Annotated in this window: 25 protein-coding genes; 10 read left to right on the forward strand and 15 right to left on the reverse strand. The window is 68.2% G+C overall.

Annotation, left to right across the window (positions count from 1 at the left end):
• Positions 1 to 64: 64 nt before the first annotated feature.
• From ABZ412_RS11925 to ctaD, 5 genes are all read right to left on the reverse strand, one after another.
• Complete coding sequence (locus ABZ412_RS11925) at positions 65 to 808, reverse strand: aminoacyl-tRNA hydrolase (RefSeq protein ID WP_357279450.1); 744 nt, start codon at positions 806 to 808, stop codon at positions 65 to 67.
• Positions 809 to 829: 21 nt separating this feature from the next.
• Positions 830 to 1,303 carry a protease inhibitor I42 family protein gene (locus tag ABZ412_RS11930; protein ID WP_357279452.1) on the reverse strand — a complete coding sequence of 158 codons (474 nt, stop codon included), beginning with the start codon at positions 1,301 to 1,303 and terminating at the stop codon, positions 830 to 832.
• A gap of 99 nt (positions 1,304 to 1,402) precedes the next feature.
• A complete protein-coding gene (gene serB, locus ABZ412_RS11935; protein ID WP_357279455.1) occupies positions 1,403 to 2,632 on the reverse strand; it encodes a phosphoserine phosphatase SerB in 1,230 nt (409 codons plus the stop codon).
• A gap of 113 nt (positions 2,633 to 2,745) precedes the next feature.
• Positions 2,746 to 3,765, reverse strand: a complete 1,020-nt coding sequence (locus ABZ412_RS11940) for a nitronate monooxygenase (RefSeq protein ID WP_357279978.1) — start codon at positions 3,763 to 3,765, stop codon at positions 2,746 to 2,748.
• Between the two features lie 178 nt (positions 3,766 to 3,943).
• Positions 3,944 to 5,680 carry a cytochrome c oxidase subunit I gene (ctaD, locus tag ABZ412_RS11945; RefSeq protein WP_357279457.1) on the reverse strand — a complete coding sequence of 579 codons (1,737 nt, stop codon included), beginning with the start codon at positions 5,678 to 5,680 and terminating at the stop codon, positions 3,944 to 3,946.
• Positions 5,681 to 5,905: 225 nt separating this feature from the next.
• Here ctaD and ABZ412_RS11950 point away from each other — a divergent pair, with 225 nt between their 5' ends.
• Positions 5,906 to 7,006 (forward strand): ABC transporter substrate-binding protein, encoded by a 1,101-nt coding sequence (locus ABZ412_RS11950; protein WP_357279460.1) that lies wholly within the window; start codon positions 5,906 to 5,908, stop codon positions 7,004 to 7,006.
• A 255-nt stretch (positions 7,007 to 7,261) separates the two neighbouring features.
• Here ABZ412_RS11950 and nrdF read toward each other — a convergent pair whose 3' ends face one another.
• The gene (gene nrdF, locus ABZ412_RS11955; protein WP_357279462.1) at positions 7,262 to 8,224 is read right to left on the reverse strand and encodes a class 1b ribonucleoside-diphosphate reductase subunit beta; all 963 of its coding nucleotides are present in this window, start codon (positions 8,222 to 8,224) and stop codon (positions 7,262 to 7,264) included.
• Positions 8,225 to 8,468: 244 nt separating this feature from the next.
• Positions 8,469 to 9,857 (reverse strand): magnesium transporter, encoded by a 1,389-nt coding sequence (gene mgtE, locus ABZ412_RS11960; protein ID WP_357279465.1) that lies wholly within the window; start codon positions 9,855 to 9,857, stop codon positions 8,469 to 8,471.
• Positions 9,858 to 10,212: 355 nt separating this feature from the next.
• Here mgtE and ABZ412_RS11965 point away from each other — a divergent pair, with 355 nt between their 5' ends.
• The 3 genes from ABZ412_RS11965 (at position 10,213) to ABZ412_RS11975 (ending at position 13,895) form a co-directional block, all read left to right on the forward strand.
• Positions 10,213 to 10,881 (forward strand): response regulator transcription factor, encoded by a 669-nt coding sequence (locus ABZ412_RS11965; protein ID WP_357279467.1) that lies wholly within the window; start codon positions 10,213 to 10,215, stop codon positions 10,879 to 10,881.
• Positions 10,878 to 12,182: an ATP-binding protein gene (locus tag ABZ412_RS11970; RefSeq protein ID WP_357279470.1), complete on the forward strand. Its 1,305-nt coding sequence runs from the start codon at positions 10,878 to 10,880 to the stop codon at positions 12,180 to 12,182. Before ABZ412_RS11965 ends, ABZ412_RS11970 begins: the two co-directional genes overlap by 4 nt.
• Positions 12,183 to 12,620: 438 nt before the next feature.
• On the forward strand, positions 12,621 to 13,895 hold the full coding sequence (locus tag ABZ412_RS11975; protein WP_357279472.1) for a helix-turn-helix domain-containing protein: 1,275 nt from the start codon (positions 12,621 to 12,623) through the stop codon (positions 13,893 to 13,895).
• A gap of 23 nt (positions 13,896 to 13,918) precedes the next feature.
• Here the strand turns inward: ABZ412_RS11975 and ABZ412_RS11980 are convergent, their stop codons facing one another.
• A complete protein-coding gene (locus ABZ412_RS11980; protein WP_357279475.1) occupies positions 13,919 to 15,115 on the reverse strand; it encodes a lipase family protein in 1,197 nt (398 codons plus the stop codon).
• A 294-nt stretch (positions 15,116 to 15,409) separates the two neighbouring features.
• On the opposite strand from ABZ412_RS11980, the gene ABZ412_RS11985 reads away from it, so the two are divergent.
• Positions 15,410 to 15,610: a hypothetical protein gene (locus ABZ412_RS11985; RefSeq protein ID WP_357279477.1), complete on the forward strand. Its 201-nt coding sequence runs from the start codon at positions 15,410 to 15,412 to the stop codon at positions 15,608 to 15,610.
• Between the two features lie 34 nt (positions 15,611 to 15,644).
• Here ABZ412_RS11985 and ABZ412_RS11990 read toward each other — a convergent pair whose 3' ends face one another.
• The 6 genes from ABZ412_RS11990 to ABZ412_RS12015 form a co-directional block, all read right to left on the reverse strand.
• Positions 15,645 to 16,655 carry an alpha/beta hydrolase family protein gene (locus ABZ412_RS11990; RefSeq protein WP_357279479.1) on the reverse strand — a complete coding sequence of 337 codons (1,011 nt, stop codon included), beginning with the start codon at positions 16,653 to 16,655 and terminating at the stop codon, positions 15,645 to 15,647.
• A 380-nt stretch (positions 16,656 to 17,035) separates the two neighbouring features.
• Positions 17,036 to 19,117, reverse strand: coding sequence for a class 1b ribonucleoside-diphosphate reductase subunit alpha (nrdE, locus tag ABZ412_RS11995; protein WP_357279981.1), 2,082 nt, complete (start codon positions 19,115 to 19,117; stop codon positions 17,036 to 17,038).
• Positions 19,118 to 19,176: 59 nt separating this feature from the next.
• Positions 19,177 to 19,647, reverse strand: coding sequence for a class Ib ribonucleoside-diphosphate reductase assembly flavoprotein NrdI (nrdI, locus tag ABZ412_RS12000; RefSeq protein WP_357096327.1), 471 nt, complete (start codon positions 19,645 to 19,647; stop codon positions 19,177 to 19,179).
• 22 nt (positions 19,648 to 19,669) lie between these two features.
• Entirely contained in the window at positions 19,670 to 19,909 is a 240-nt protein-coding gene (locus ABZ412_RS12005; protein ID WP_357279482.1) for a redoxin NrdH, read from the reverse strand.
• 450 nt (positions 19,910 to 20,359) lie between these two features.
• Positions 20,360 to 21,238 carry a G1 family glutamic endopeptidase gene (locus ABZ412_RS12010; protein WP_357279485.1) on the reverse strand — a complete coding sequence of 293 codons (879 nt, stop codon included), beginning with the start codon at positions 21,236 to 21,238 and terminating at the stop codon, positions 20,360 to 20,362.
• A 138-nt stretch (positions 21,239 to 21,376) separates the two neighbouring features.
• On the reverse strand, positions 21,377 to 21,943 hold the full coding sequence (locus tag ABZ412_RS12015; RefSeq protein ID WP_357279488.1) for an NAD(P)H-dependent oxidoreductase: 567 nt from the start codon (positions 21,941 to 21,943) through the stop codon (positions 21,377 to 21,379).
• Positions 21,944 to 22,153: 210 nt separating this feature from the next.
• Here ABZ412_RS12015 and ABZ412_RS12020 point away from each other — a divergent pair, with 210 nt between their 5' ends.
• From ABZ412_RS12020 to ABZ412_RS12040, 5 genes are all read left to right on the forward strand, one after another.
• Entirely contained in the window at positions 22,154 to 22,732 is a 579-nt protein-coding gene (locus ABZ412_RS12020; protein WP_357279983.1) for a helix-turn-helix domain-containing protein, read from the forward strand.
• Between the two features lie 31 nt (positions 22,733 to 22,763).
• Positions 22,764 to 23,600, forward strand: a complete 837-nt coding sequence (nadE, locus tag ABZ412_RS12025) for an ammonia-dependent NAD(+) synthetase (protein ID WP_357279491.1) — start codon at positions 22,764 to 22,766, stop codon at positions 23,598 to 23,600.
• Between the two features lie 68 nt (positions 23,601 to 23,668).
• Positions 23,669 to 23,887, forward strand: coding sequence for a type II toxin-antitoxin system VapB family antitoxin (locus ABZ412_RS12030; protein ID WP_357279493.1), 219 nt, complete (start codon positions 23,669 to 23,671; stop codon positions 23,885 to 23,887).
• Positions 23,878 to 24,297: a PIN domain nuclease gene (locus ABZ412_RS12035; protein WP_357279496.1), complete on the forward strand. Its 420-nt coding sequence runs from the start codon at positions 23,878 to 23,880 to the stop codon at positions 24,295 to 24,297. Before ABZ412_RS12030 ends, ABZ412_RS12035 begins: the two co-directional genes overlap by 10 nt.
• A 105-nt stretch (positions 24,298 to 24,402) precedes the next feature.
• Positions 24,403 to 25,179, forward strand: coding sequence for a phosphotransferase (locus ABZ412_RS12040; RefSeq protein WP_357279498.1), 777 nt, complete (start codon positions 24,403 to 24,405; stop codon positions 25,177 to 25,179).
• Here the strand turns inward: ABZ412_RS12040 and ABZ412_RS12045 are convergent.
• Entirely contained in the window at positions 25,164 to 25,592 is a 429-nt protein-coding gene (locus ABZ412_RS12045) for a DUF1003 domain-containing protein (RefSeq protein WP_357279500.1), read from the reverse strand. The two genes, ABZ412_RS12040 and ABZ412_RS12045, sit on opposite strands and share 16 nt — an antisense overlap.
• Positions 25,593 to 25,679 lie beyond the last annotated feature (87 nt).

Genomic DNA, 25,679 nt, shown 5'->3' on the forward strand with positions numbered 1-25,679 from the left:
CAGCACGCCGACCCTTCGGTTTCGCTAGTGCGCCATTCGTGCCGTCGCCTCCGTGCCGTCCGACCTACGGCACCGCGATCACGGTCATCGACCCCGGGGCCACCTCCGTGAACCCGGCGTCACGCACCGCCACCGCGTCGCCCCGGGCCACCCGCCGTCGCAATTCCGCCCAGTGGCCCGGATCGGCCTCCACGACGGTGCACCGAAACCCGGTGGCGGCCCACGCATACGCGTGCCGCACCGGTAGGGCGCCTGCCAGCAACATGCTGGCATGCCCTACCTGTGCCGCTGCCTTCCCCACAGTCATACCCAATTCCGAGTCCACCCATAGCACCGGAGATTCCGGATCGATCGCGATGTCCGCCTCCTCCGGTAGCTCGGTTCCGCTGATCTGGAGCCGGCGGATCCGCGGATCCACGTCCCCGACCGGTCCCGGCACCAGCGCCCGCGCCTGCGCGCCCCCGAAATCGACTGTGACACCGTCGACTTCCTGCGCCGCCAGCCACTGCGCCCCGCGGGCGCGGCGCGCCACCTTCCGGATGCGCGAACGCTTCCAGGTCAGATAGCGCTCCTCCCATTCCCCGCCCGGCCCGACCCGTTCGTCCAGGCACAACGCGACCACCGCCGAGGCGGCGGCCGCCAGCAGCGCCGACCTCGCGGGCGGATCGTCCTTCGGAATGTGCAACACCATCTGCATGGCCTGGACCAGAGCCGGGTCGGCGGGATCGCCCCCGCCTCCGTAGCCCCGGGCCAGTTCCGCGTGCCTGGCCTCGAAACCGGCATCGACGGTGGATCCAACGCTCGACACAACCACTCCTACAACGACGTTCTAACGCACCGTCAGGTTCACGGTGAACCGCTTGGCGGGCTCGACGCCCTGTTCCCAGGCCCGCATGTACGCCAGGCTCAGCGTCGTGGAGCCGGGGGCCACGGCCACGAAATTCAGCACCGATTCGCCGCCGACGCCGACCTTGCCGTCCGGGTTGGGGTCCTGCTCGTACTCGGGTGAACCGTTCTGCTTCACCACGTTCTGGTCCAGCGCACCCAGTTGCCAGCCGAATCCGGTGGTCGGATTCGCCTCGAGGGTGACGATCAGGCCCTGTCCCACAGCCAGACTCACGTCCTTGCCGTCGGAGTCCGCACCGATCCGCTCGGCCGCACGGTCCGCGGGGGTCGCCCGCGCGGCGGTGGTGCCCGCGACACTCGTCGCCGAGACCGGTCGCGCCTCGTTCGGATCGGTGGTGCCGCAAGCGGCCGGCGCGAGGCCGGCCATCACCATCACCAGCGGCATACACACACGCACACGGACTCCTTCGGTCATCGCCGGGTTTCCGACCACGGTACCGAGCGCGGAGCCGAGGGTGGCGCAAGCGAATTGGACGCGTTGCGGCTACCGCACGGTTTACCGCGGCAGCGGCACCCGGCGGATACCGCCGTCGCGGGCGTCGGCGGCCTCGACCTCGTCGCGGGTGACGCCCAGGATGAACAGCACCGCGTCCAGGAACGGATGCGACAGCGCGGCATCGGCGACCTCGCGCAGCGCGGGCTTGGCGTTGAACGCGATACCCAGCCCCGCGGCATTGAGCATGTCGATGTCATTGGCGCCGTCGCCGACCGCGACGGTCTGCTCCATGGCCACGCCCGTCTCGGCCGCGAACCGGCGCAGCGCAACGGCTTTCGCGGCGCGGTCGACGATCTCGCCGGTGACGGCACCGGTCAGCTTGCCGTCGCGGATCTCGAGGGTGTTGGCCTGCACGAAGTCCAGTTCCAGTTCGTGCGCGAGCGGCTCGATGACCTGGCGGAAGCCGCCGGACACCACGCCGCAGCGGAAGCCCAGGCGGCGCAGGGTGCGAATGGTGGTGCGGGCGCCCGGAGTGAGCTCGATGCGCTCGGCGACCTCGTCGATGACCGAGGCGTCCAGCCCGGCCAGGGTGGCAACGCGCTGGCGCAGCGATTCGGAGAAGTCGATCTCGCCGCGCATGGCGGCCTCGGTGACCGCGCGGACCTCGTCCTCGACACCGGCGTGCGCGGCCAGCATCTCGATGACCTCGCCCTGGATCAGGGTGGAGTCCACGTCGAACACGATGAGCCGCTTGGCCCGTCGCGCCAGACCGGCCTTCTCGACCGCGACGTCCACGCTCTCCTTGGCGGCCACCGCCGACAGCGCGGTGCGCAGCTCGGTCTCGGTGCCCGCGTCGGCGGCGGGGACGGTCACCAGCAGTTCCAGACCGGTGACCGGGTAGTCGGCGATGCCCCGGATGGAGTCGATGTTCACGCCCTGCGCGGCGAGCTTGCGCGCGATGGCGCTGAAGGCGCGGGCGGTGACCGGCGAACCCAGCACCACGACCGCGTGGGTGGACAGTTTGGCGCCCGATACGGCGCTGGCCCCGATCTCCACGGCCACGTCCATGCCGATCGACGCCATGGCGTCCTCGAGCTGATCCTGCAGCGACTCGGGGTCGGTGGGACACGACACCAGCACGCCCAGGGTGAGGCGGCCCCGGATGACGACCTGCTCCACATCCAGCAGGCTGACACCGTTGTTGGCCAGCGCGGCGAGTAGCACCGACGTGACGCCCGGCTTGTCGGGTCCGGTGACCGTAACCAGAACCGTCGTGTCAGACGCGCTCAATCGATGACTCCTTGTCCCTGGCACTGCGTGGCCCGCCCGACATGCGGCGGCAGCTCATTCTGTCAGGTCGGCCCGACCGGGACCGCGCCGACGTCCGCCCACGGTGGCGGGCATCACGCTCGCGCGACGCCGGAACACAATTCGCCCAGGATCTCGGCGACCGGCCGCACCGCCGTGACCAGCCCGACCCCCTGCCCCGCGTCGACCGGCGCGATCCGCGGATCGTCGGCGGCATCGGCGGCGGCCAGCTGGGCTCGCGCGGCGGCGGCCTGGTCGGCTCGAGCGGTCGCGGCGGCCCCGGCCGGTTCGGGTTCGGAGGTGGCGCCCGACAACTCGTCGATCCGGTCGTGCCAGCGGGCCGTGAAATCGTTGCGCAGCACCCGGGCCGGAAACCGCTGCGGCCAGGGCAGTTCCATGCCGACGTCGAAGACGCGCGTGACGATGGTGTCGGTGCCCTGCGCGGCGAGCAGCGCGCGGCGACCGCCCGGGGCGAGCAGCGATTCCTCGGCGGCCGCCAAGGCGGTGCCCAGCCAGACCCCCGCGGCCCCCGCCGCCAGCATCGCGGCGACCCCGCGCGCGGAACCGATGCCACCGGCGGCCAGCACCGGACCGGGCACGGCGTCGAGCACCGCTTCCAGCAACGGCAGCGTGGCGAGCTCGGGCGCACCGTGCCCGCCGCCCTCGAGACCGCGCGCGACCAGCACGTCGATCCCGGCGTCGCGGGCGCGCCGAGCATCCTCGACCGTGTAAACCTGTGTCGCCGTCCGGATTCCGGCCGCGCTGGCGCGGGTGGCCCACGACGGATCCGTCCCGAAGCTCACCGACAGCAGGGCGGGTTTCGCCGCGAGGGCGAGGTCGAGGAGTCCCGGTCGCGCGGCGGCCACCCAGTCGACCAACCCGATTCCGATCGGGCCGGCCGCGGGCGCTGCGGCGTCCCCCATCAGTTCGCGTTCGAGCGCGGGCAGTTCGCGTTCGAGGGCGGCCACGGCGAGCTCGCGTTCGAGCGCCTCGACCGAGCCCGCGCTGCCCATACCGATCATGCCCAGTCCCCCGGCGGCCGCGACCGCGACCGCGAGCCGGCCCCCGGCGACTCCACCCATGGGCGCGTTCACGATCGGCACCCGCAATCCCATCGCGTCCGACCAGTCGGTCCGCAGTCCCGCATCCTCCGTCACCCGACCATGAAAGCGCGCCGCGGCCATCGGCGTCCGCTCGGCCCCGTCGTACGCCGGTGGTCCCCCACTCCATAACGCAACGCGGCACCCGTCCGAGGACGGGTGCCGCGTTGGATGTGTTCCGGCTGTCAGGCGACTAGTGCGACGCCTTCTCCAGCTCGTGCACAGTGTGGGACTTGGAGCCCCAGCCCACGTGGGCCTCGGCGCGCATGCGCTCGACCATGTGCGGGTAGTGCAGCTCGAACGCGGGACGCTCGGAGCGGATGCGCGGCAGCTCGTAGAAGTTGTGCCGCGGCGGCGGGCAGGAGGTCGCCCACTCCAGGGAGTTGCCGTAGCCCCACGGGTCGTCCACGGTCACGACCTCGCCGTAGCGGTAGGACTTGAAGACGTTCCAGATGAACGGCAGCATCGACGAACCCAGGATGAAGGCACCGATCGTGGAGATGGTGTTCAGGGTGGTGAAGCCGTCGCTCGGCAGGTAGTCGGCGTACCGACGCGGCATACCCATGTTGCCCAGCCAGTGCTGCACCAGGAACGTGGTGTGGAAGCCGACGAAGGTGGCCCAGAAGTGCCACTTGGCGAGGCGCTCGTCCATCATGCGGCCGGTCATCTTCGGGAACCAGAAGTAGATGCCCGCGAAGGTGGCGAACACGATGGTGCCGAAGAGCACGTAGTGGAAGTGCGCCACCACGAAGTAGGTGTCCGACACGTGGAAGTCCAGCGGCGGCGAGGCCAGGATGACGCCCGACAGACCACCGAAGAGGAAGGTCACCAGGAAGCCGACCGACCAGAGCATCGGCGACTCGAAGGTGAGCTGACCTCGCCACATGGTGCCGATCCAGTTGAAGAACTTCACACCGGTCGGGACCGCGATGAGGAACGTCATGAACGAGAAGTACGGCAGCAGCACCGCACCGGTCGCGTACATGTGGTGCGCCCACACGGCGATGGACAGGGCCGCGATACCCAGGGTCGCGTAGACCAGGGTGGTGTAACCGAAGATCGGCTTGCGGGAGAAGACCGGGTAGATCTCCGAGACGATGCCGAAGAACGGCAGCGCGATGATGTACACCTCGGGGTGGCCGAAGTACCAGAACAAATGCTGGTAGAGCAGCACGCCGCCGTTGGCCGGGTCGTAGATGTGGCCGCCCAGGTGGCGGTCGTAGGCCAGGCCGAACAGGGCCGCGGTGAGCAGCGGGAAGGCCAGCAGGATCAGCACCGAGGTGACGAGGATGTTCCAGGTGAAGATCGGCATCCGGAACATGGTCATACCCGGGCAGCGCAGGCAGACCACGGTGGTGATCATGTTGACGCCACCGAGGATGGTGCCCAGACCGGAGACGGCCAGACCCAGGATCCACAGGTCGGCGCCGACGCCGGGCGAGTGGACGATGTCCGACAGCGGGGTGTACGCGGTCCAGCCGAAGTCCGCCGCGCCGCCGGGGGTGATGAAGCCGGCCGTCGCCATCGAGCCGCCGAACAGGTACAGCCAGTAGCTGAACGCGTTCAGACGCGGGAAGGCGACGTCAGGGGCGCCGATCTGCAGCGGCAGGATGATGTTGGCGAAGCCGAACACGATCGCGGTCGCGTAGAAGAGCAGCATGATCGTGCCGTGCATGGTGAACAGCTGGTTGAACTGTTCCGGCGACAGGAACTGCATGCCCGGGCGGGCGAGTTCGGCGCGCATGAGCAGCGCCATGATGCCGCCGACCATGAAGAAGGAGATGGCCGTCACCAGGTACATGACGCCGAGAACCTTCGGGTCCGTCGTGGTGACCATCTTGAAGATGAACGATCCCTTCGGACCCGTCCTTTGAGGATAGGGCCGCTCCGCCTCCACAAGGCTGGCCGGCCGCGGTTCTACGGCAGTCACGAAACCTCCACAGGTATGCCATCGTTCGTACGCTGCTTCCGGCGTCCGGTTCGGCAACATGACGAACGACGGTGGCTTGCGCTGTGACAGATCGTAAACCGTGTTCCATCGGCGCTCGCCGCGGGTCCTACTCTCTGTCGTATTTCGGCGGTGCCCGGGTCGTGAACGGCCCGAGCGCCGGTGTCGTAATTGGGTGTCGCGGGGCGCGGCTGTAGGCTGCCCCGCATGCCGGTGCGCGAGTCCGCTTCCACCCGAAACACGTTCGCCTCCACCTTCTCCCCTATGCGGCATTTGCGCAGTGCGGGATTGGTCTCGGCGGCAACCCTGCTGACGGTTGGCCTGGCCGCGGGGTGCGCGAAGACCGATGACAACTCGGCGTCGATCGTGCGCACCACCACCAATATCGCGGGTGCGGGCGTGGTCGGGATCGAGCGCGACACCACCAAGGCGTGCGCGCTGCCGACGGCCCCCGACTCGACCGGCGGCACCCGCGCCGTCGCACACGCTGCCGGTTCCGCGGACGTGCCCGCCGACGCCAAGCGCATCGTGGTGCTGTCCACCCCCGCCCTGGACGCCGCGTGCGCGCTGGGCCTGTGGGAGCGCGTGGTCGGCGCGGCCACCGTCGCCGGGCCGACGCCACAACCGTCGTATCTGGGCTCCGGGATCTCCGCGATCCCGGCGGTGGGCACGGTGGACAGCCCCGATCCGGCGAGGATCGCGGAGCTGAAGCCGGATCTGATCATCGGCCCCGCCGCCGACCGCGGCCGCTACGACGCCCTGAAGTCCATCGCCCCGACCGTCCTGGTCGGCGACGATCACGGCTGGCAGGCCACCTTCACCGGTGTCGCGGAGGCCCTCAACCGCAAGACCGCGGGCGCCAAGGCCCTCGACGACTACCGCACCGCGGCGCGCGACACCGGCGTCGCCGCCAACTCCGCGCTCACCCAGGCGTCGGTGATCCGCTTCGAGCCCAAGACGATTCAGGTGCAGGGCGGCAACACCTTCGCCGCCCAGGTGCTCGGCGACGCGGGCGTGCAGCGCCCGCAGGCGCAGCGCGGCGACTCGTTCGACGTCTCCAGCCTGAGCACCGAGGCCGACCGCGACAAGCTCGAGGGCGACCTGATCTTCCTCATGTTCGACGGCGAGGACGGCCTCGAGTACGGCAAGTCGATCATGAAGGGCGACAACTGGAAACAGCTCGGCGCGGTCAGCGACCGCCGCGAGTTCGCCGTCGACGACACCATCTGGCACGGCAGCGGCATCACCGCCGCCCGCGCCCTGCTCGAGGACGTCCGCAACAACCTCAACGGCTACGTCGCCGACTGATCCACGCCCGCCGCACGGGCTGATTCGATCCGGCGCTCGGCCCGATGACGTGGGGAAGTCGCCACCCGGCCGAGCACCGACCGCGAAGTTCACCAGCCGACCGTGAACAACTCGTGATGACCGGTATTCCCCGCGGACACACCCGACAAACGCGGTTGTTTCAGCAGCGGTGAACACGGCCCTCGACAGCCAACGGCCCCGAGCGGATTCGCTCGGGGCCGTTGGCTTTTCAGGCGGGTGGGGCGACGCGGGGCGTCAGAATTCCCAGTCCTCGTCCTCGGTGTTGACGGCCTTGCCGATGACGTAGCTGGAGCCCGAGCCGGAGAAGAAGTCGTGGTTCTCGTCGGCGTTCGGGGACAGGGCCGAGAGGATGGCGGGGTTGACCTCGCACTCGTCCTTGGGGAACAGGCCCTCGTAGCCGAGGTTCATCAGCGCCTTGTTGGCGTTGTAGCGCAGGAACTTCTTGACGTCCTCGGTGAGGCCGACCTCGTCGTAGAGGTCCTGGGTGTACTCGACCTCGTTCTCGTAGAGCTCGAAGAGCAGCTCGAAGGTGTAGGCCTTGAGCTCCTCGCGCTCGGCCTCGGAGACCAGCTCCAGACCCTTCTGGTACTTGTAGCCGATGTAGTAGCCGTGCACGGCCTCGTCGCGGATGATCAGGCGGATCATGTCGGCGGTGTTGGTCAGCTTGGCCCGCGAGGACCAGTGCATGGGCAGGTAGAAGCCGGAGTAGAACAGGAACGACTCCAGCAGGGTGGAGGCCACCTTGCGCTTGAGCGGGTCCTCGCCGTTGTAGTACTCGAGCACGATCTCGGCCTTGCGCTGCAGGTTCCGGTTCTCCTCGGACCAGCGGAAGGCCTCGTCGATCTCCCGGGTGGAGCACAGCGTGGAGAAGATCGAGCTGTAGCTCTTGGCGTGCACCGACTCCATGAACGCGATGTTGGTCATCACCGCTTCCTCGTGCGGGGTGATCGCGTCGGGGATGAGGCTGACCGCGCCGACCGTGCCCTGGATGGTGTCGAGCAGGGTCAGACCGGTGAACACCCGCATGGTGAGTTGCTTCTCATTGGCGGTCAGCGTGTTCCACGACGGGATGTCGTTGGACACCGGGACCTTTTCCGGCAACCAGAAGTTGCCGGTGAGTCGATCCCAGACCTCCGAGTCCTTCTCGTCCTGCACGCGGTTCCAGTTGATCGCACTAACTCGATCGATGAGCTTCACGCCCCGCTCACACACCCTTCTCAGCTTCCGGACCCTGCGAATTCCCTTGCCATGAACACTACTACTGGTAGGTGACATCCCCGCGCAGCACAATAGGTTGTGTCTTCACGTATCTATCGCGTTGTCCTGCGAGAATCCGAAACGGAGATGGGCAAGCACGTCACCAACGGCAGAAAATTACAGCGGTGCAATCCGTCACAGCGCACCGGGGTAGGCCCCTCCGGACCCGCCCCGGGTTAGCCGATCAGATGCCGAGCACCACCTTCGCGGTGGTGAAGTAGATGACCAGACCGGTGGCGTCGACCAGCGTGGTCACCATGGGCGCGGAGATGACGGCCGGGTCGATGCGCAGTTTCTTGGCCAGCAGGGGCATGGTGCCGCCGATGGTGGCCGCCCACCCGCAGATGATCACCAGCGCGATGCCGACCACCACCGCGATCTTCAGGCCCACGAACAGTGTGCCGATCACCATGCCGATGGCGGCCAGCATGCAGCCCAGCAGCAGCCCGACCCGGCATTCGCGCCAGATCACCGCGAGCAGATCCGAGACCCGCACCTCGCCGACCGCGAGCGCGCGCACGCAGGTGGTGGCCGCCTGCGCGCCCGCGTTGCCGCCCGAGCCGATGAGCAGGGGGATGAACAGCGCCAGGTGCGCGGCCTGTTCGAGGGTGGGCTCGAAGAAGTTGGTGACGGTGACCGTGAGGGTCGCCGCGACCAGCAGCAGCATCAGCCACAGCGCCCGGTAGCGGGCCAGCTGGAACACGCCCGCGGCCATGTAGTGGCCCGACCACGGGGAGGTTCCGGCCTGCCGCGCCATGTCCTCGGAGTCGGCCGCCTCGATCACCTCGACGGCGTCGTCGATGGTGAGCAGCCCGACCAGTCGGTCCTCGCTGTCCACCACCGGCAGGTTGATCAGGTTGGCGCCCTGCATGAGCCGGGCCGCCTTCTCCGCGGATCCGGTGGCGCGCGCCGAGACCGGTTCGGACGCAATGAGTTCGGCGATCATGGTGTCGGGCGAGCCGAGCACCAGGTCGCGCAGTTCGACCACGCCGATGAGACGGCGGCCCGAATCCACCACGGGCAGCGTATAAACCGTCTCGGCGGTCGCCCCCTTGGCGCGCACCATGTGCAGCGCCTCGCCGACGGGCAGATTCCGCGGCAGCGCAACGACTTCCGGGGTCATGTAGAACCCGACGGACCCCTCCGGGTAGCCGAGCAGTCCGGCGGTCATGCGCCGTTCGTGCGGGCTGAGCCCGGCCAGCACCCGCTTGGCCACCTTGGCGGGGACCTCGCGCAGCATGCGGGCGCGGTCGTCGGGATCCATGCCCTCGACCAGGTCGCGGAAGCTCTGATCGCGCAGTCCGGCCAGGATCTGCTGCTGGTCCACGGGCTCGAGCTCCTCGAACACGGCCAGCGCGCGGTCCTTGTCGAGCAGCCGGAAGGACATGACCGCGGTGACGGCGTCCATGCGGGCGAGCTCGTCGGCGATGACGTGCGGCGGATGGTTGTCGAGCCATTCCACGGCGGGCGTCAGGTGGTGGCAGTCGACGATGTCGCGCAGCGAATCCCGTTCGGGCACAGGAATACCGGCGGCGACCGTGGACACGGCAGGGGGCAGTTCGGTCTGCGTCATGGCGAAACCTCGGCCGGGTGGCGGTTGAGGGTGGTCGGGGGTACCGGATCACACCGCGGGCACCGCACCCACCCGTCGCCAGAAAGCTGTCCTATCGACGGAATCCGAGAGCGATGCCACGCGGCCTTCGACTGGGAGGTTCACCGCGCACGGACCTCACCCCCTTCGCGAACGCCGACCGAGACAGAAACAACCATTTACAGGATACAGAGGGTCGCCTAACGCGGCTCGCCGTGTCCGGTATCTCCGCTCCGGGGGCGCGGACCGACGCCGAATTGTTTTTCGATCATTTTCCGACGATCCGGTCGTCCGGGCCGTTGGGGCAGGGGTCCGGAATGCCCTAATCTCTGCCCCTGTGCGAGTTTTGGTGCTGGAGGACGATCATCAGCTGTGTCGTGAGGTGACCGACGGGTTGCGGACGGCCGGGTTCGCGGTGGACCTCGCCCAGAGCCTCGCCGACGCGGACTTCAAGATCGCCGTCAATCGCTACGACTGCCTGGTGGTGGACCGCGGCCTGCCCGACGGCGACGGCCTGGATCTGGTCGCGGGGGCGCGCGTCGCCGGGCACACGGTGCCCGCGCTCATACTCACCGGCCGCGACGGCCTCGACGACCGGCTGGCCGGATTCGAGCACGGGGCCGACGACTATCTGACCAAGCCGTTCGCGCTGCCGGAACTGGTGATGCGGGTGCGCGCCCTGTGCCGCCGCCGTGACCAGCCCACCGCCGCGCGAATCGCGGTGGCGGACATCGACATCGACCTGATGCGCCGCCGGGTGACCCGCGGCGGCGTCCTGCTGATGCTCAGCCCGAAGGAGTTCGCGGTCCTCGAACTCGTGGCGACCCGCCGCGGCAGCGTGGTGACCCGCACCGACCTCATCGAATGCTGCTGGGACGAGATGGCCGAGCCCGCCTCCAACGTGGTGGACGCGGTGGTCGCCAAACTGCGGCGCAAGCTCGGGGAGCCGAGCGTGATCGAGACAGTACGCGGCGTCGGCTTCCAGATCGCCGGTGGAGCGGCGTGAGCGCACACCGATCCCCCGCCGTGGCCCGGCTCCAGCGCGCCCGGTGGTTCCTGACCGCCTTGGCCGCGGTGATCACCGCGGCGGCGGTCCTGATCTTCGGCTTCGTGGCCGCCACGATCGACGCGCACGCGCGCGAGACCCGCGCCGATGATCAGGTCGAGCGGGTGGCGGGCGGGCTGGCGCGCGCCATCCAGCAGGACGACAAGTCGGCCCTGGACCTGTCGACGGTCATGGACGACGAGCTGGCCACCGGAACCACGGCGGTCGCCGTGCTGATGCGCAAACCCGGTGAGCCGTGGAAACAGGCGCACACCTATCAGCGCTCGCTGCTGCCCGACGACTCCGAGATCGCCACGCTCGCAACGCAGGTCGAGGATCATTCCGAGACCGTCATCTATGCCGGCAAACGGTTCACCGCCACCGATATCACCGGCCGCACGGTGACCCTGGCGGGCAGTCCGGTGTTCTGGGACGGCTGGGACGCCACCGTCGTCATCCTGGCCGGGGCCGAGACCATGGCCGATGCCGGGGAACATCGAACCCTGGTGTGGGAGTTGGCGATCAGCGGCGCCCTGCTGGTCCTGCTGTCGGCCGCCGTCACGTATCTGCTGGCGGGCCGCAGCCAGGCCCAGGCGCTGCGCCTGCTGGCCGAGCACGAGCAGTTCCTCAGTGACGCCGCGCACGAATTGCGTACGCCGCTCACCACATTGAAGCTGCTCACCGGGTCGCGGCCGGCGCCCGAGGAGGTGCCGCAGACCCTCGCCGAGGCGCAGCGGCTGGCGGACCGGATGGCGCGGCTGGTGACCGGACTGCTGGCCCGCGCACGCATGCAGGCGGGCATCGCCGAACCCGAGCGCACGCTGCTGCGGCTGGATCAGCTGGCCGAGATGGTGGCCGAGGAGGCCGGTGACGAGCGCATCGCGGTGACCGCGCATCCGACCGTGGTGCTGGGTGATCCGCAGCTGCTGAGCCTGGCCATCCGGAACATGCTGGAGAACGGGCTCACCCACGGCGCGGTGAACCGGTCCGCGCCGGTCGAGGTGCACGTGGCCGAGGGACGGGTCAGCGTGCGCGATCACGGTCCGGGCGTCGATCCGGTCATGTCGGCCAGTCCCTTCGATCGTGGCGCGGCCGGGCGCAGCGGTCGCAATGGCATCGGGCTGGCCCTGGTGGCGTGGGTGGCGCAGACGCACGGCGGCAACGCCTCCATCGAGCCCGCGGCAGGTGGCGGGGCGATCGCGACGCTGTGGCTGCCGCCGGCCGACATCACTGTGGGCGGTCCGGTCGGCGCGCGCCACTAGGCGAGCAGCCCGGGGGCAGACCGGGCCGAGGGCCATCGCGACGCTGTGGCTGCCGCGCGCCGATCTTCCGGCGGGCGGCCCGGTCGGCGCGCACCGCTAGGCCCGGAACCGGCGACCGACCGAGCCGGTGCCCGAGGATGCGCGGCGGGTGTCCAGGCGGGCAGACAGGAATGTCACGGCCGGAACCGGATTCGCCACGGCGGCGCGGTGTCACTCTCGAGCCGCCGCGGGCCCGCTCCGACCACGGTGTTGCTTCCGTGCGGTAGTGCCGGGCCGTCATGCGGAATCCGCCTGGCACATGTGAGAAGTCACAGCACCGCCCGGCGCGCATTACTGTGCATCACAGGGAGGGATCGATCCAGCCGTTCGGACATACGGCCTGCGTTAGCGTTTCAGGTCCCGCACGGGGCGCAACCCGGGGGTGGAAGGGAGTCACGGATGGCCGTGGGAATTCCGGCCCGGCCGGGATTCACCGTGTCGGGCACGCCGATCTCGTCGCCGCTCAAGGATGTTCGCGGCGTGGCCCAGCACATGGTGGGGCATTTCGTGGAGACGGTCGCGCCGTGCGGCACCCTGCCCGGCGACGCCATTCACGGCGACGTCACCGTCATCACCCGCACCTGCCTGGAGTTGGCGGTCGGCATGCTCGACGGGCGCGACATCCCGGAGAAGACCAAGCGCCTCGAGGAGGCGGCCGCGCAGTGGGCGCGCGAGGGCATCCCGATCGACACCATCCACCACGCCATCCACGAGGGCTTCAAGATCGGCTCGGAGCTGGTGATGGCCAGCGCCCTGTCCCGGCACGTGCGCCGCGAGGACGAGGACGGCGAGGTCACCCTGGTCATCGCGGCCGCCGACATGGACAACATCGTCGGCGGGGCGAAGCTGGTGGTGGAACTGCTCGACCGGATGACCTCCGCGGTGGCCATGGCCTACATGCGCGAATTGCGTTCGGTGGTGAGCGAACACCACACCGCCGTGCACACCCTCACCTCCGCGCTGCTGGGCGGGCACAGCACCTCCACCATGGCGCGCGAGTGCGGCATCGAGATCGCCGAGACGTATCACGTACTGGCGCTGGCCATTCCGGAACATCCGGAGGAGGACTCCCCCACCGTGGACGGCACGGTGGTGGCGCGCCGCAAGCTGCGGCGGGTGCAGGCCGAACTGGCCACCCGCTACACCGACAAGGTGCTGTCGCTGCTCAGCGTGGACGGCGGCACCTTGCTGGTGCCGGCCACCGCGGTCGCCGACGATCAGCTCGACGAGTTGGTCGAGCAGCTGTCGCGGGCCGCGCGGGTGCCGATCACCGCGACGCTGGTTCCGGCGGCGCCGCAACAGATTCCGGACGCCGCCGACCAGGCCCACGAACTCCTCGACATCGTGCACCGCCTGCGCCTGGTGCGCGGCCTGTTCCGCTTCGACGAGCTGGCCCTGGAGTATCAGCTGACCCGCCCCGGTCCCGGCCGCGACCACCTCGGGTCGCTGCTGGATCCGCTGGACGCGCACACCGAACTGCTCGAGACGCTGCAATCCCACATCAGCAACAACCTGAACCGGCAGCGCACCGCCCGCATGCTGCACGTGCACACCAATACCGTGGACTACCGTCTGAAACGGATCGGACAGCTGACCGGTTTCGATCCGACCCAGCCGTCCGGTCTCTGGTACCTGCGTTCGGCGCTGGTGGCGCGCACCTACCAGGCGGGCTGAGACCCCGCTGTCACGGTCGGCCCTCAGCAGTTGGTCGGCGCGGGCTCCCCGCGCAGGCGGGCGTCCATCCAGGCGTAGGCGGCCGGGAGGCCGAGCACGGCGGCGGTGAGATGGTCGGGCACCGGCACCTGCTCGGACCACACCTTCGTGCCCGCGGCGCAGTAGCGGTGCACGGTGCTCACGACGGCATTGATCGGGATCAGCCCGTCGATCGGCGAATGCCATTCGAAGACGGGCATATTCGGGACGCCGGGGTAGAGCTCGACGCTGTTCTCATCCACCACTGCGCGCGCCTGCGGGTCGTCGGACATGATCGTCGTCTTGGCGACGTCGAGCGCGCCTTGACCCGCGCCCGCGCTCAGGATGTCGTTGGTGCAGCTGTTGACCAGCTTGTCGCGCATGACGAGGCCGCGATCGTTGAGCTGGTCGGAGAGCGGGAACCGGTCCGGGTACTCGCGTTCCAGGCCCAGGCCGGCCGCCAGCGCCAGACCGAAGGCCGGATGCCGGTTCATGCCGAGGCCCTCCATCATCGACGCCAGATTCATCGGGACCCCGCCCATGGCCGCGCCCGCGATTCGCAGGTCCGGGGCGTAGGACGCGGCCAGCGCCGCCGCCCACGCGGTCGCCATGCCGCCGCCCGAATAGCCGGCCATGACCAGCGGGCTGTGCTCGACCCGCAACTCCGGCACCCGCTGGATCGCGCGCAGGCCGTCCAGGGTGATCTGGCCACCGAGTTTGGCCGCGCCGTAGGCGATTCGGGGCCCGAGGTGGTCGGGCAGGGCCACGGTCCAGCCGCGCTGCAGGACCAGGTTCCAGCCGGGGGCCTCCCGGATCATCAGGTTGGGGTCGCTGGTGTAGAGCTCGCGTGAGACCGCGCACTGCGCGCCGAGGCCGTTGACGATCTGCTGCAACGACAGCACGGGCGCGTCGGCGACGCGTCGGCGCGGGGAGATCACCGTCGTGGTGGCCGCGATGGGGTGTCCGGTGGAGTCGGTGGAACGGAATTTGATCAGGGTGATGTCGCTGTCCGGGAAGCTGGGCAGCGCGGGCATGGCGCGGGTGGCCAGCACGTCGCCGGGCCGGTGGGCGGCGATATCGGCGGGGGCGGCGTAGAAGGGGTCCGGGTCCGGTGTGGCGAGCAGCGGCTGGGCCGCGGCCGATCCGGTGGCGACGGCCACGAGCAGAGCGCCGATCACCGCGATCGGTACACGAATCCTCATGCGGGGCAGCGTAGGAACGGCGGACACACCGGGCCAGAGGGGTGATCGAACCTTCCGAATAGTCACAATCGCGGCGGGTGTGGTTTGTGAACGCGTGACGAAGTTTTGAGCCGGCTATGTTTCTGTTCCACCGCGTAACAACAACTCCCGCACACCGCTTGTGACATGTCCAAGCAGAAACCGGAACACGTTCCTGCGCACGGCAATCCGATTACGTTCGGTACCAGAGACGCGCGAGCCGACGAAGGGGTCGGCTCGCGCTTCTCCCCCCGCACGATCTCGAGGAGCAGCACTATGGACGCGCTCACCCACCGGGTCACCGTCTACCTCGGCGGACCCGCCGACGGGGCCGAACTCACCATGGAATACGCGGCCACCTGGCAAGAGGCCTCGGACTTCACCGTGGCCGCCGTCCACATCGGCCTGGCCGTGACCGTGGACAGCCGGATCCGGCCCGGACTGCGGCGACTACCCCGATACGGGTTCCGGCACTGAGATACCGTGCGGCCCAGGCGTCCGGGTGGTCCCGCTACCGCCCGGACGCGGGCGCGAAGGCCGCCGCGAGGGCGTCCCAGGCCGGGCCCAGCTGGGCCGAGAAATCCTCCCAGGCGTGAATGCCGGTCGGCTCGTAACGCACGGTGGCGGGAATCCCCAAGTCGCTCAACCGTTTCGAGAAATGCTCGGTGCACACCCGGGCACCGGCCTCGAGCACCACACCGCCGGCGGCCACGCCGAGCGAGGCCAGCCGATCCGGCGACTTCAGCACTTCGTTCAGATCCGGCGCACCGGGCACACCGGAAGCCGCCGACAGATAGATCACCGTGCCGCGCAAGGCTTCCGCCCCCACCGTGCTGTCGTGGGTCAGCCAATCGAAGGTGCCCGGCAGGCCCCACAGATTCAGGATATTGCCGCCGCGTGAGGCGACCGTGGCCGCGGTGACCGCACTGCCCGGCCCGTCGACCGTGGAGTAGCAGCCGCTCAATCCCGCGACGGCCTTGAAGAATCCGGGATGCCGGTGCGCGAGCATCATCGCGCCCTGCGCGCCCATGGACACCCCCGCGATGGCGCGACGGCCGTCCGAGCGCAGATACGGTTCGATGACACCGGGCAGCTCGGCGGTCAGGAAGGTCTCCCAGCGATTCCAGCCGAGCGCGGCATCAGGATGCTGCCAGTCGGTGTACATGCTGCCGGTCGCACCGGCGGGGAAGACCACATCGACCGGTTTGTCGGCGAAGAAGTCCGCCGCGTGCCCCTTGGTCAGCCAGTCGGACACGCCCTCGGCATCGACGCCGTCGAGCAGATACAGCGTGGGCCGGGGCCCGGCCCCGGAACCGTGCAGCACATCCAGGGCGACGGTGCGGCCCATGGCGGCCGAGGCCACCTCGACCCGCTCCCAGCGCGGCCCGACCTGCTCCACCCGCGTGACCGCGGCCCGCGACGCGATCCGCCCGGGCGGGCCCGCCTGGGCACTCACCCCGAACGACGAGCTCGCGATCACCGCCAGCGCCAGCGCGACCCCGGCGGCCGCCCGCCGCCTCACGACTCCGCCCCGGATCGGGGTCTTCGAATCAGGCAGTGCGACAAGCCAACTCCTCATGCGGTGCGCGGGATTCCGTGACGTCCGAAGAACCCACCGGGCGGGTGCGAGGTTGAAACACCCGATGGGTCTCCGTTTCGATCGACTCACCTCCACAACGCTTGTACCGATGCGTTTCCCGATTCCGGCATCACCCGCGCAATTCGATGGAAACCGATGCCCGAACCACGGCGAGCCTAACCAGGCGTCGACCTCGGCCGACAGCGTGAAAGACACCTTCTGGAGAGTTCACAATCGGGCCCGACGCAAACGTGGGATCGGCCACAGCGACGAAAAAGGGCGCTCCCGGCGGGAAGCCGGAAACGCCCTTTCGGAGGCGATCGTCAGAGCATGCAGCTCACGCAGCCCTCGACCTCGGTGCCCTCGAGCGCCATCTGCCGGATGCGGATGTAGTACAGCGTCTTGATGCCCTTGCGCCAGGCATAGATCTGGGCCTTGTTGACGTCGCGGGTGGTGGCGCTGTCCTTGAAGAACAGCGTCAGCGACAGGCCCTGGTCGACGTGCTGGGTGGCCGCGGCGTAGGTGTCGACGATCTTCTCGTAGCCGATGTCGTAGGCGTCCTCGAAGTACTCGAGGTTGTCGTTGGTCAGGTAGGGGGCCGGGTAGTAGACGCGGCCGATCTTGCCTTCCTTGCGGATCTCGATCTTCGACGCCACCGGGTGGATGGAGCTGGTGGAGTGGTTGATGTAGGAGATCGAACCGGTCGGCGGGACGGCCTGCAGGTTCTGGTTGTAGATACCGTGCTGCATGACCGAGGCCTTGAGCTCGCGCCAGTCGTCCTGGGTGGGGATGTGGACCTCGGCGTCGGCGAAGATCTGGCGGACCCGCTCGGTGGCCGGCTCCCACACCTGCTCGGTGTACTTGTCGAAGAACTCGCCCGAGGCGTACTTCGACTCGGGGAAGCCGCCGAAGTACGAACCCCGCTCCTGCGCGATCAGATTCGACGCCCGGATGGCGTGGTAGGCGATCGTGTAGAAGTAGATGTTGGTGAAGTCCACACCCTCTTCGGAGCCGTAGTGGACCCGCTCGCGCGCCAGGTAGCCGTGCAGGTTCATCTGGCCCAGGCCGATGGCGTGGGACTCGTTGTTGCCCTGCTCGATCGAGGGCACCGAGTAGATATGGGTCTGATCCGACACCGCGGTCAGCGCGCGGATCGCGGTCTCGACCGACTTCGCCAGATCCGGCGAATCCATGGTCTTCGCGATGTTCAGCGAGCCCAGGTTGCAGGAGATGTCCTTGCCCACCTTGGAGTAGGACAGGTCGTCGTTGAACTCCGACGGGGTGGAGACCTGCAGGATCTCCGAGCACAGGTTGGAGTGGGTGATCTTGCCCGCGATCGGGTTGGCCCGGTTCACGGTGTCCTCGTACATGATGTACGGGTAGCCCGACTCGAACTGCAGCTCGGCGATGGTCTGGAAGAACTCGCGAGCCTTGATCTTGGACTTGCGGATCCGCTTGTCGTCGACCATCTCGTAGTACTTCTCGGTGACATTGATGTCGGCGAACGGCACGCCGTAGATGCGCTCCACGTCGTACGGCGAGAACAGGTACATGTCCTCGTTCTTCTTCGCCAGCTCGAAGGTGATGTCGGGGATCACCACACCCAGCGAGAGCGTCTTGATGCGGATCTTCTCGTCCGCGTTCTCGCGCTTGGTGTCGAGGAAGCGGTAGATGTCGGGGTGGTGCGCCTGCAGGTACACCGCGCCCGCGCCCTGCCGCGCGCCCAGCTGGTTGGCGTAGGAGAACGAATCCTCCAGCAGCTTCATGATCGGGATGACGCCCGAGGACTGGTTCTCGATCTTCTTGATCGGCGCGCCGGTCTCACGAATATTGCTGAGCAGCAACGCCACACCGCCGCCGCGCTTGGACAGCTGCAGGGCGGAGTTGATGGAGCGGCCGATGGACTCCATGTTGTCCTCGATGCGCAGCAGGAAGCAGGACACCGGCTCGCCGCGCTGCTTCTTGCCCGAGTTGAGGAAGGTCGGGGTGGCCGGCTGGAAGCGGCCGTCCATGATCTCCTCGACCAGCTCGCTCGCCAGGGTCTCGTCACCGGCGGCCAGGGTCAGGGCGACCATGCACACGCGGTCCTCGAAACGCTCCAGGTAGCGCTTGCCGTCGAAGGTCTTCAGCGTGTACGAGGTGTAGTACTTGAACGCGCCCAGGAAGGTCGGGAACCGGAACTTCTTGGCGTACGCCTGCTGGAACAGCTGCTTGATGAACGTCCGCGAGTACTGGTCGAGCACCTCGGTCTCGTAATAGTTCTCCTTGACGAGGTAGTCGAGCTTCTCGTCGAGGTTGTGGAAGAAGACCGTGTTCTGGTTGACGTGCTGCAGGAAGTACTGGTTGGCGGCTTCCCGGTCCTTGTCGAACTGGATCTCGCCGTTGGGTCCGTACAGGTTGAGCATGGCGTTGAGGGCGTGGTAGTCCAGTCCCTCGGTCGCGGAGTCGCCGCTGACGGGGCGCTCTACGCGGGCAGTCTTTCCGACCGGTGCGGTTGTCGTTGCCAAAAGATTCCCAATCCCTCGCGGACGCGCTCGACGTCCTCAGCAGTTCCCATGAGTTCGAAGCGATACAGGTACGGAACCCCTGCCTTACGTGAGATCACTTCTCCCGCATAGCAGTACGTATCGCCGAAGTTGGTGTTGCCGCTCGCGATCACGCCGCGCAGCAGGGCGCGATTGTGCGGATCGTTGAGGAACTTGGCCACCTGGCGGGGCACGAATTCCTTATCGGATCGCTGCCCACCCAAAACGTGCCGACCTCCCCCGTAGGTGGGGACGATCAGCACGAAAGGTCGGTCGACGCGAAGCGAGTCGGCGGTGTGAAGCGGAATGCGGACGGCGGGCAGGCCCAGCCGTTCGACGAAGCGGTGAGTGTTCTCCGAAGCACTCGAGAAGTAGACGAGATTCGGTGTCTCACTCGACATATCGGTCATCTCCTGACCGTTGACGGAAGCGTCAGGCGACGGCGACGACGTCGGCCAGCGCCTTGATGCGATCCGGGCGGAAGCCGGACCAGTGGTCCTCCCCGGCGACCACGACGGGGGCCTGCAGGTAACCCAGGGCCATCACGTAGTCGCGCGCCTCCGGGCTCTCGGAGATGTCGACGACGCTGTAGTCGACACCAGCCTTGTCGAGGGCGCGATAGGTCGCGTTGCACTGGACACAAGCGGGCTTGGTGTAAACGGTGATGGTCATTGGTATCCCCTTCTCCTCAGCCTTGATCTGTCTGCAGTGCACACCTGAAACAAGATCCACGTAGTAAATGCGCAAACCCCTGGAAGCGGAGCCGAAGCTCCTGGTCACCGGCCCGTGATCGAGGTCTCGTCCTTGTGGCCTTCCAGCTCCCAAGACACTACACCTAGTGGCCGACAAACTCATACAACACGACATGTTGCGACTCACAAAGGTGAAATTCCGGGCGGGTAAGTACCTGGACAGTCGATTCGCAACTCGACACGACTGAGTCACACATCACAATTTCGGCATTCAGTTCATTTCCAGCAAACACACCATCACCGCTGATCAACACCCATCTCACGAGTCACAGGAGACTCGAGCGACCACCCGGTTCGCGATCCTTCCGGGTCGAGCGACCGATTCTCGATCGGCCGCTCGACCGGGCGTGTCGCGGCATCGCCCCCGGTCCTAGCGGATGGTGAACGACCCGCCCTCGATCGGACCGGGCGCCAGCAACCGATTGGTGGCCGGAATGCCGTAGGTCTGCGCGTCGTAATCGGACAACGGCCGCCCGTCGATGGTGACCTCGGTGAAGGTGATCGGCGTGAACCCGGGCAGCGCGGCGTCGAGGTGACCCTCCACGACGATCTCGGCCGTACGGGCCGGCACGGCCGAGGGCGCGACGATGGTGCGGGCCCAGCGCGCGGTGCGGTTCTCCAGCGTCATCAGATAGCGGCCGCCGTCCCATCTGACCGTGGAATGCATGGTGTCGCCGGGGTTGATCGTCACGTCGCCGTAGGTCACCGGCGCGTCGGGATAGCTCTCCCACCACGCGTCGACCTGCTTCTCCGGGCGGCAGAATCCGCCGAAGACGCCCAGCGAGCAGAGGCCGTCCGCGGCCGCGCCCAGGGCGTTGGAGACCTTGCCGCCGGCGTTCATCACCGTGCCCGCCAGATGCGGATCGACGTAGGCCAGGCCCGCGGCGACCGATTCGATCTGCAGCCCGGGCAGTGCCGCGTACACGGCGGCGTCACTGGCACACAGGGATTCGACGCCGGTCTGCATGAGCGGCAGCGCGACCTGGCCGTCCAGGCCGGTGGCGCCGTTGAGCCCCACCCAGGGCACGACGCGCTGCAGGACGCCGGGATTGAGGCATTCGATCTCGGGCTGCACCCAGGTCGCGCCGATCTCCCGGAAGTCGCCCTTCACCACGTACCCGGCCCAATTGCCGAGGAAGAGGCGGGCATTGGAGAGATCGGAGACATCCGAGGCGTACGACTCGGCCGTCGCGTCGGCCGCATTGCCGACCGCCATCGAGGCGGCCGACGCGGCCAGGGTGACCGCCATGAAACAACGGCCCCACACTGAGTTGCCCGTTGATAACTTCATGGACAGACGTTAGCCCGAAATGTCCGAGAATAGCGGCAGGCCACGACTCGAAAGCCGTGGCCTTGCGCTGAATTCAGCGAGTGATCGCGAAATGCATCAGGCGTTTGCCCGAGCGTTGACATCCTCCGCCAGCAAACGCACGGTGGCGGCCAGCTGAGTGAGCGCCTCGGCATCGTCGGCCGGGTGGGTCTCGACGAAGCGCGAACCGATGGTGCCGAAGTTCAGCGACGCCTCCTTCACGACCTCCGCGCCCGCGACGCCCAGCGCCTTCACCGCGTCGTCGTGCGACCACTTGGCGGCGTTCGCGCTGATCGAGGCGGAGACCACGGCGACCGGACGGCTCTTGAGCGCGCCCGCGCCGTAGGGCCGCGACGCCCAGTCGATGGCGTTCTTCAGCACGGCCGGCAGGGTGCCGTTGTATTCGGGGGTGACCAGCAGCAGCGCGTCCGAGGCGCCGACGGCGTCACGCAGCGCCTGCGCGGCGGCCGGGACCCGACCCTCGACGTCGAGGTCCTCGTTGTAGAAAGGAATGTCGCCGAGGCCTTCGTAGATGGCGATCTCGACGCCCTCGGGAGCGGTCTGCACGGCGGCCTCGGCCAGACGGCGGTTGATCGACGCGGCGCGAAGGCTTCCGACCAGGACGAGGATGCGGGTCTGCGACATGATGATCACTCCAAGGGTTACTGATGCAGCGGTGGATCTTTCGATAGACTGTAACCGGACCCCAGTCCGCTTACATTCCCGGGTAGGAGCAGACAGCCTGTGACACGCGACACATCACCGGATGACGTCGTTCCGGCACTGCCGAACATCGCCCTCCCGATCGAACCCGTCGGCACCCAGCAGCCCCCGCCGCATTCGGTCCCGCTCCTCATGCCCGGCAGCAGCCACGAACGCAGCGACGCCGCCCGCAACCGGCAACTGCTGCTCGACGCCGCCGAGACGCTGGTGCGCGAGCAGGGCGCGGACGCGGTCACCATGGACGCGGTCGCCAAACTGGCCGGCGTCGGCAAGGGCACCGTGTTCCGGAGGTTCGGCAATCGGGCCGGGCTGATGCTGGCGCTGCTCGACCAGTCCGATCAGAAACTGCAGTGGGCCTACATGTTCGGGCCGCCGCCGCTGGGGCCGGGCGCGCCCGCCGCCGAACGGCTCATCGCCTACGGGCGGGCTCGCCTGGCCACCGTCGAGGTGGAGGGCGATGTGCGCAAGAACGCCGCCATCGGCGGGCAATACTCCGGGCCGCCCTACAACATCGCGAAAACCCATGTCTCCCTGCTGCTCCGAGAGGCCGGGGCGCCCGGAAACATCGGACTCACCGCCGACACGCTGCTGGCCAGTCTGGACGCGGGTCTGGTCCTGCACCAGATCCGGCAGCTGCGCTACACGCCCGACCAGGTGGGCGACCACTGGGAGACGCTGGTTCGGCAGGTGACCGCGCCCGCCGATCGGTAGCGGCGGCGAGCCCGTTCAGTAGAGTGTGCCCATGGGGAACCTGCGCGCACAGATCATCGCCGAATTGGGCGTCCTGCCGTCGATCGAACCGAAAACCGAAGTGCGACGACGCATCGACTTCCTCAAGGACTATCTGCGGTCCACGCCCGCCAAGGGGTTCGTGCTGGGCATCAGCGGCGGGCAGGACTCCACCCTCGCCGGACGCCTGTGCCAGCTGGCCGTCGAGGAACTGCGCGCCGAGGGTCACGACGCCACCTTCGTGGCAGCGCGCCTGCCCTACGGCATCCAGGCCGACGAACACGACGCCCAGATCGCACTGTCCTTCATCCAGCCCGACCGCTCGGTCGTGGTGAACGTCAAACCCAGCGCCGACGCCGCCGCGGGCGAGGCCGCCACCGGCATCGTGGAACTGCACGAGGAGCCCCGTCTGCGAGACTTCGTGCGCGGCAATATCAAAGCCCGCGAGCGCATGCTGCTCCAGTACGCCATCGCCGGCCAGCTCGAGCTGCTGGTCGTCGGCACCGACCACGCCGCCGAGGCGGTCACCGGCTTCTTCACCAAGTTCGGCGACGGCGGCGTCGACCTCACACCGCTGACCGGCCTCACCAAGCGCCAGGGCGCGGCCGTGCTCCAGGAACTCGGCGCCCCGCCCAGCGTGTGGCAGAAGGTCCCCACCGCCGACCTCGAGGACGACCGCCCGGCGCTGCCGGACGAGGAAGCCCTGGGCCTGAAGTACTCCCAGATCGACGACTACCTCGAGGGCAAGGACGTCGGCCCCGAGGTCTCGGAGAAGCTCGAACGGATCTTCCTCAACACCCGCCACAAGCGCGCGGTCCCCGTTACCCCGCTCGATACTTGGTGGCGTTGAACCGAGGCATATGAACCGCCACATCCGTATGCTTGAGGACATCCCGTTCAGGCATACAGGAGGCGGCTATGTCACGCACGATGATCGACATCGACGATGAGGCCCTGGCCGAAGTCAGCGGCCTCCTAGGCACCACCACCAAGAAGGACACGGTTAATGCCGCCCTGCGTCAGGTCATTGCCTGCCACCGGCGTTCCGCCGCGCTGGAACGGATGCAGGCCCGATCGAGGGCCGGTGCCTACGACGATGTGATCGACCCGGGCCGAAGGGACGAGGCGTGGCGATAGCTCGGTATCTGATCGACACGAGCGCCCTGGCCCGGATGGGACATCCGGACGTCTCGGCCGTATGGGCCAGCACCTTGCAGGCCGGACTGGTCCACATCTGCGCGGCCACCGAGACCGAATTCCTCTACTCCGCAAGGTCATTGAGCGACTTCGAACAGGACCGCGACGACCTCTCCGCCATCTATCCCTGGCAACCGATGCCCGATCGAGTGTGGACCCGGGTCCGCGAGGTGCAGTACGAGCTGGCCAAGCGAGGCTGCCTGCGAAGCGCCGGTATCGCGGACCTCCTGGTGGCGGCCACCGCCGAACTGGCCGAGCTGACCGTCCTGCACTACGACGCTGATTTCGACACGATCGCCAAGATCACCGGCCAGCCGACCCGGTGGATCCTCCCCGCCGGCTCGGTATGACAGGGGTGCGGACACCGCGACCTCAATGCCCGCCACCAGCGCGGTCCTCGTGACCCCGTTCGATACTCGATGGAAGTAATCCCCCGCGCTTCCTAGGGTCGAGGCGTGAACTTCGACGGCGACAACGGATGGGACAGTTCGGCCACCCTGGTGGATGAGCACTGGGTGGAACGGCGACCGCGGCGGCCGGAGGTGGATGCCCAGCTGCTGCGGGAGACCCGGTTGCTGCCGTGGCTCGCGCCGCGGCTGCCGCTGCCCATCCCGATTCCGACGGTGGTCGCCGAGGCGCCGCTGGTAGTGCGACACCGGCTGATTCGCGGCGAGCCGGTCGAGAACTACACGCCGCCGAACGGTGACGCGATCGGACGTTTCCTGCGAGCCCTGCACGACACTCCGCCGGCGGAGGCGATCGAGCTGGGCCTGCCCGGGGCCGCCCACGCCCGCCGGGAACGGAACTGGGCCGTCACCCGCTGTCGCCGGGAAGTCCTTCCGCTGCTTCCGGATTCGCTGATCGCGGCCGCCGCCTCGCTGCTCGACGCGATCCTGGACACTCCCGCCGACACCGTCGTGCACGCCGATCTCGGCCCCGACCACGTCCTGGCCGAGGATGGCCGGGTGAGCGGGGTCATCGACTTCGGCGACGCCCACCTCGGCGACCCCGCAGTGGACTTCGCCTGGGCTTTGTTCGGCACCCCAACCCCTTTCGCGGACGCGGTCGCCCACGCCTACGGCGTCACCCCCGAAATCCGCGCCCGTGCCGTGCACTGGCACCGGCTCGGCCCCTGGTTCGAGGTGCTGCGCGGCGTGGATGTCGACGACCCCGCCATGCGGCGGACGGGCCTCACCGGAGTGGTCGACCGCCTGCGTCAGCCCTTGTTCTGATCCGGCTCCTCGACCAGGCGGCGGTGCAGCTCGGCCGTCATGGCGTGAATGGCCCGGGTGAGTTCGGTGTTGGTCTTGAGTTCGAGTTCCTGTTCCTGGAAGTCGTGATCGGCCTTGGCCCGCTGGAAATCGGCCTGGCGGTTCTGGCCGATCATGACGAAGGTGGACAGGAAGATCGCTTCCAGGGAGACCACCAGGGTCAGCGTCGGCCACGGGCTGTTCTCGGCCAGCAGCATCCAGATGGTGAAGCCGATCGCGTGGATGTAGACGAAGTTCATCGACCCCGCGAACTTGGTGATCCAGTCCGCGACCCGGAGTTGCAGGCTCGCGGCGCGGGCCTCCTGGACTCGCGCGAACGCGGGGTGCGGGTTCGGGGGTGCGGGCGGCTGCTGCGGTTGCGACGATGACGTCATTCGAACGGTCTCCTGGCGACAGCGGACGGGACCGGCGAATGTTAGCGCTCAGCAGTGAAATTCACCGTGACGCGGGCCGCTCTCCCG

The sequence above is a fragment of the Nocardia sp. NPDC005746 genome, assembly GCF_040630785.1.
In the GTDB taxonomy this organism is placed as follows: Bacteria; Actinomycetota; Actinomycetes; order Mycobacteriales; family Mycobacteriaceae; genus Nocardia.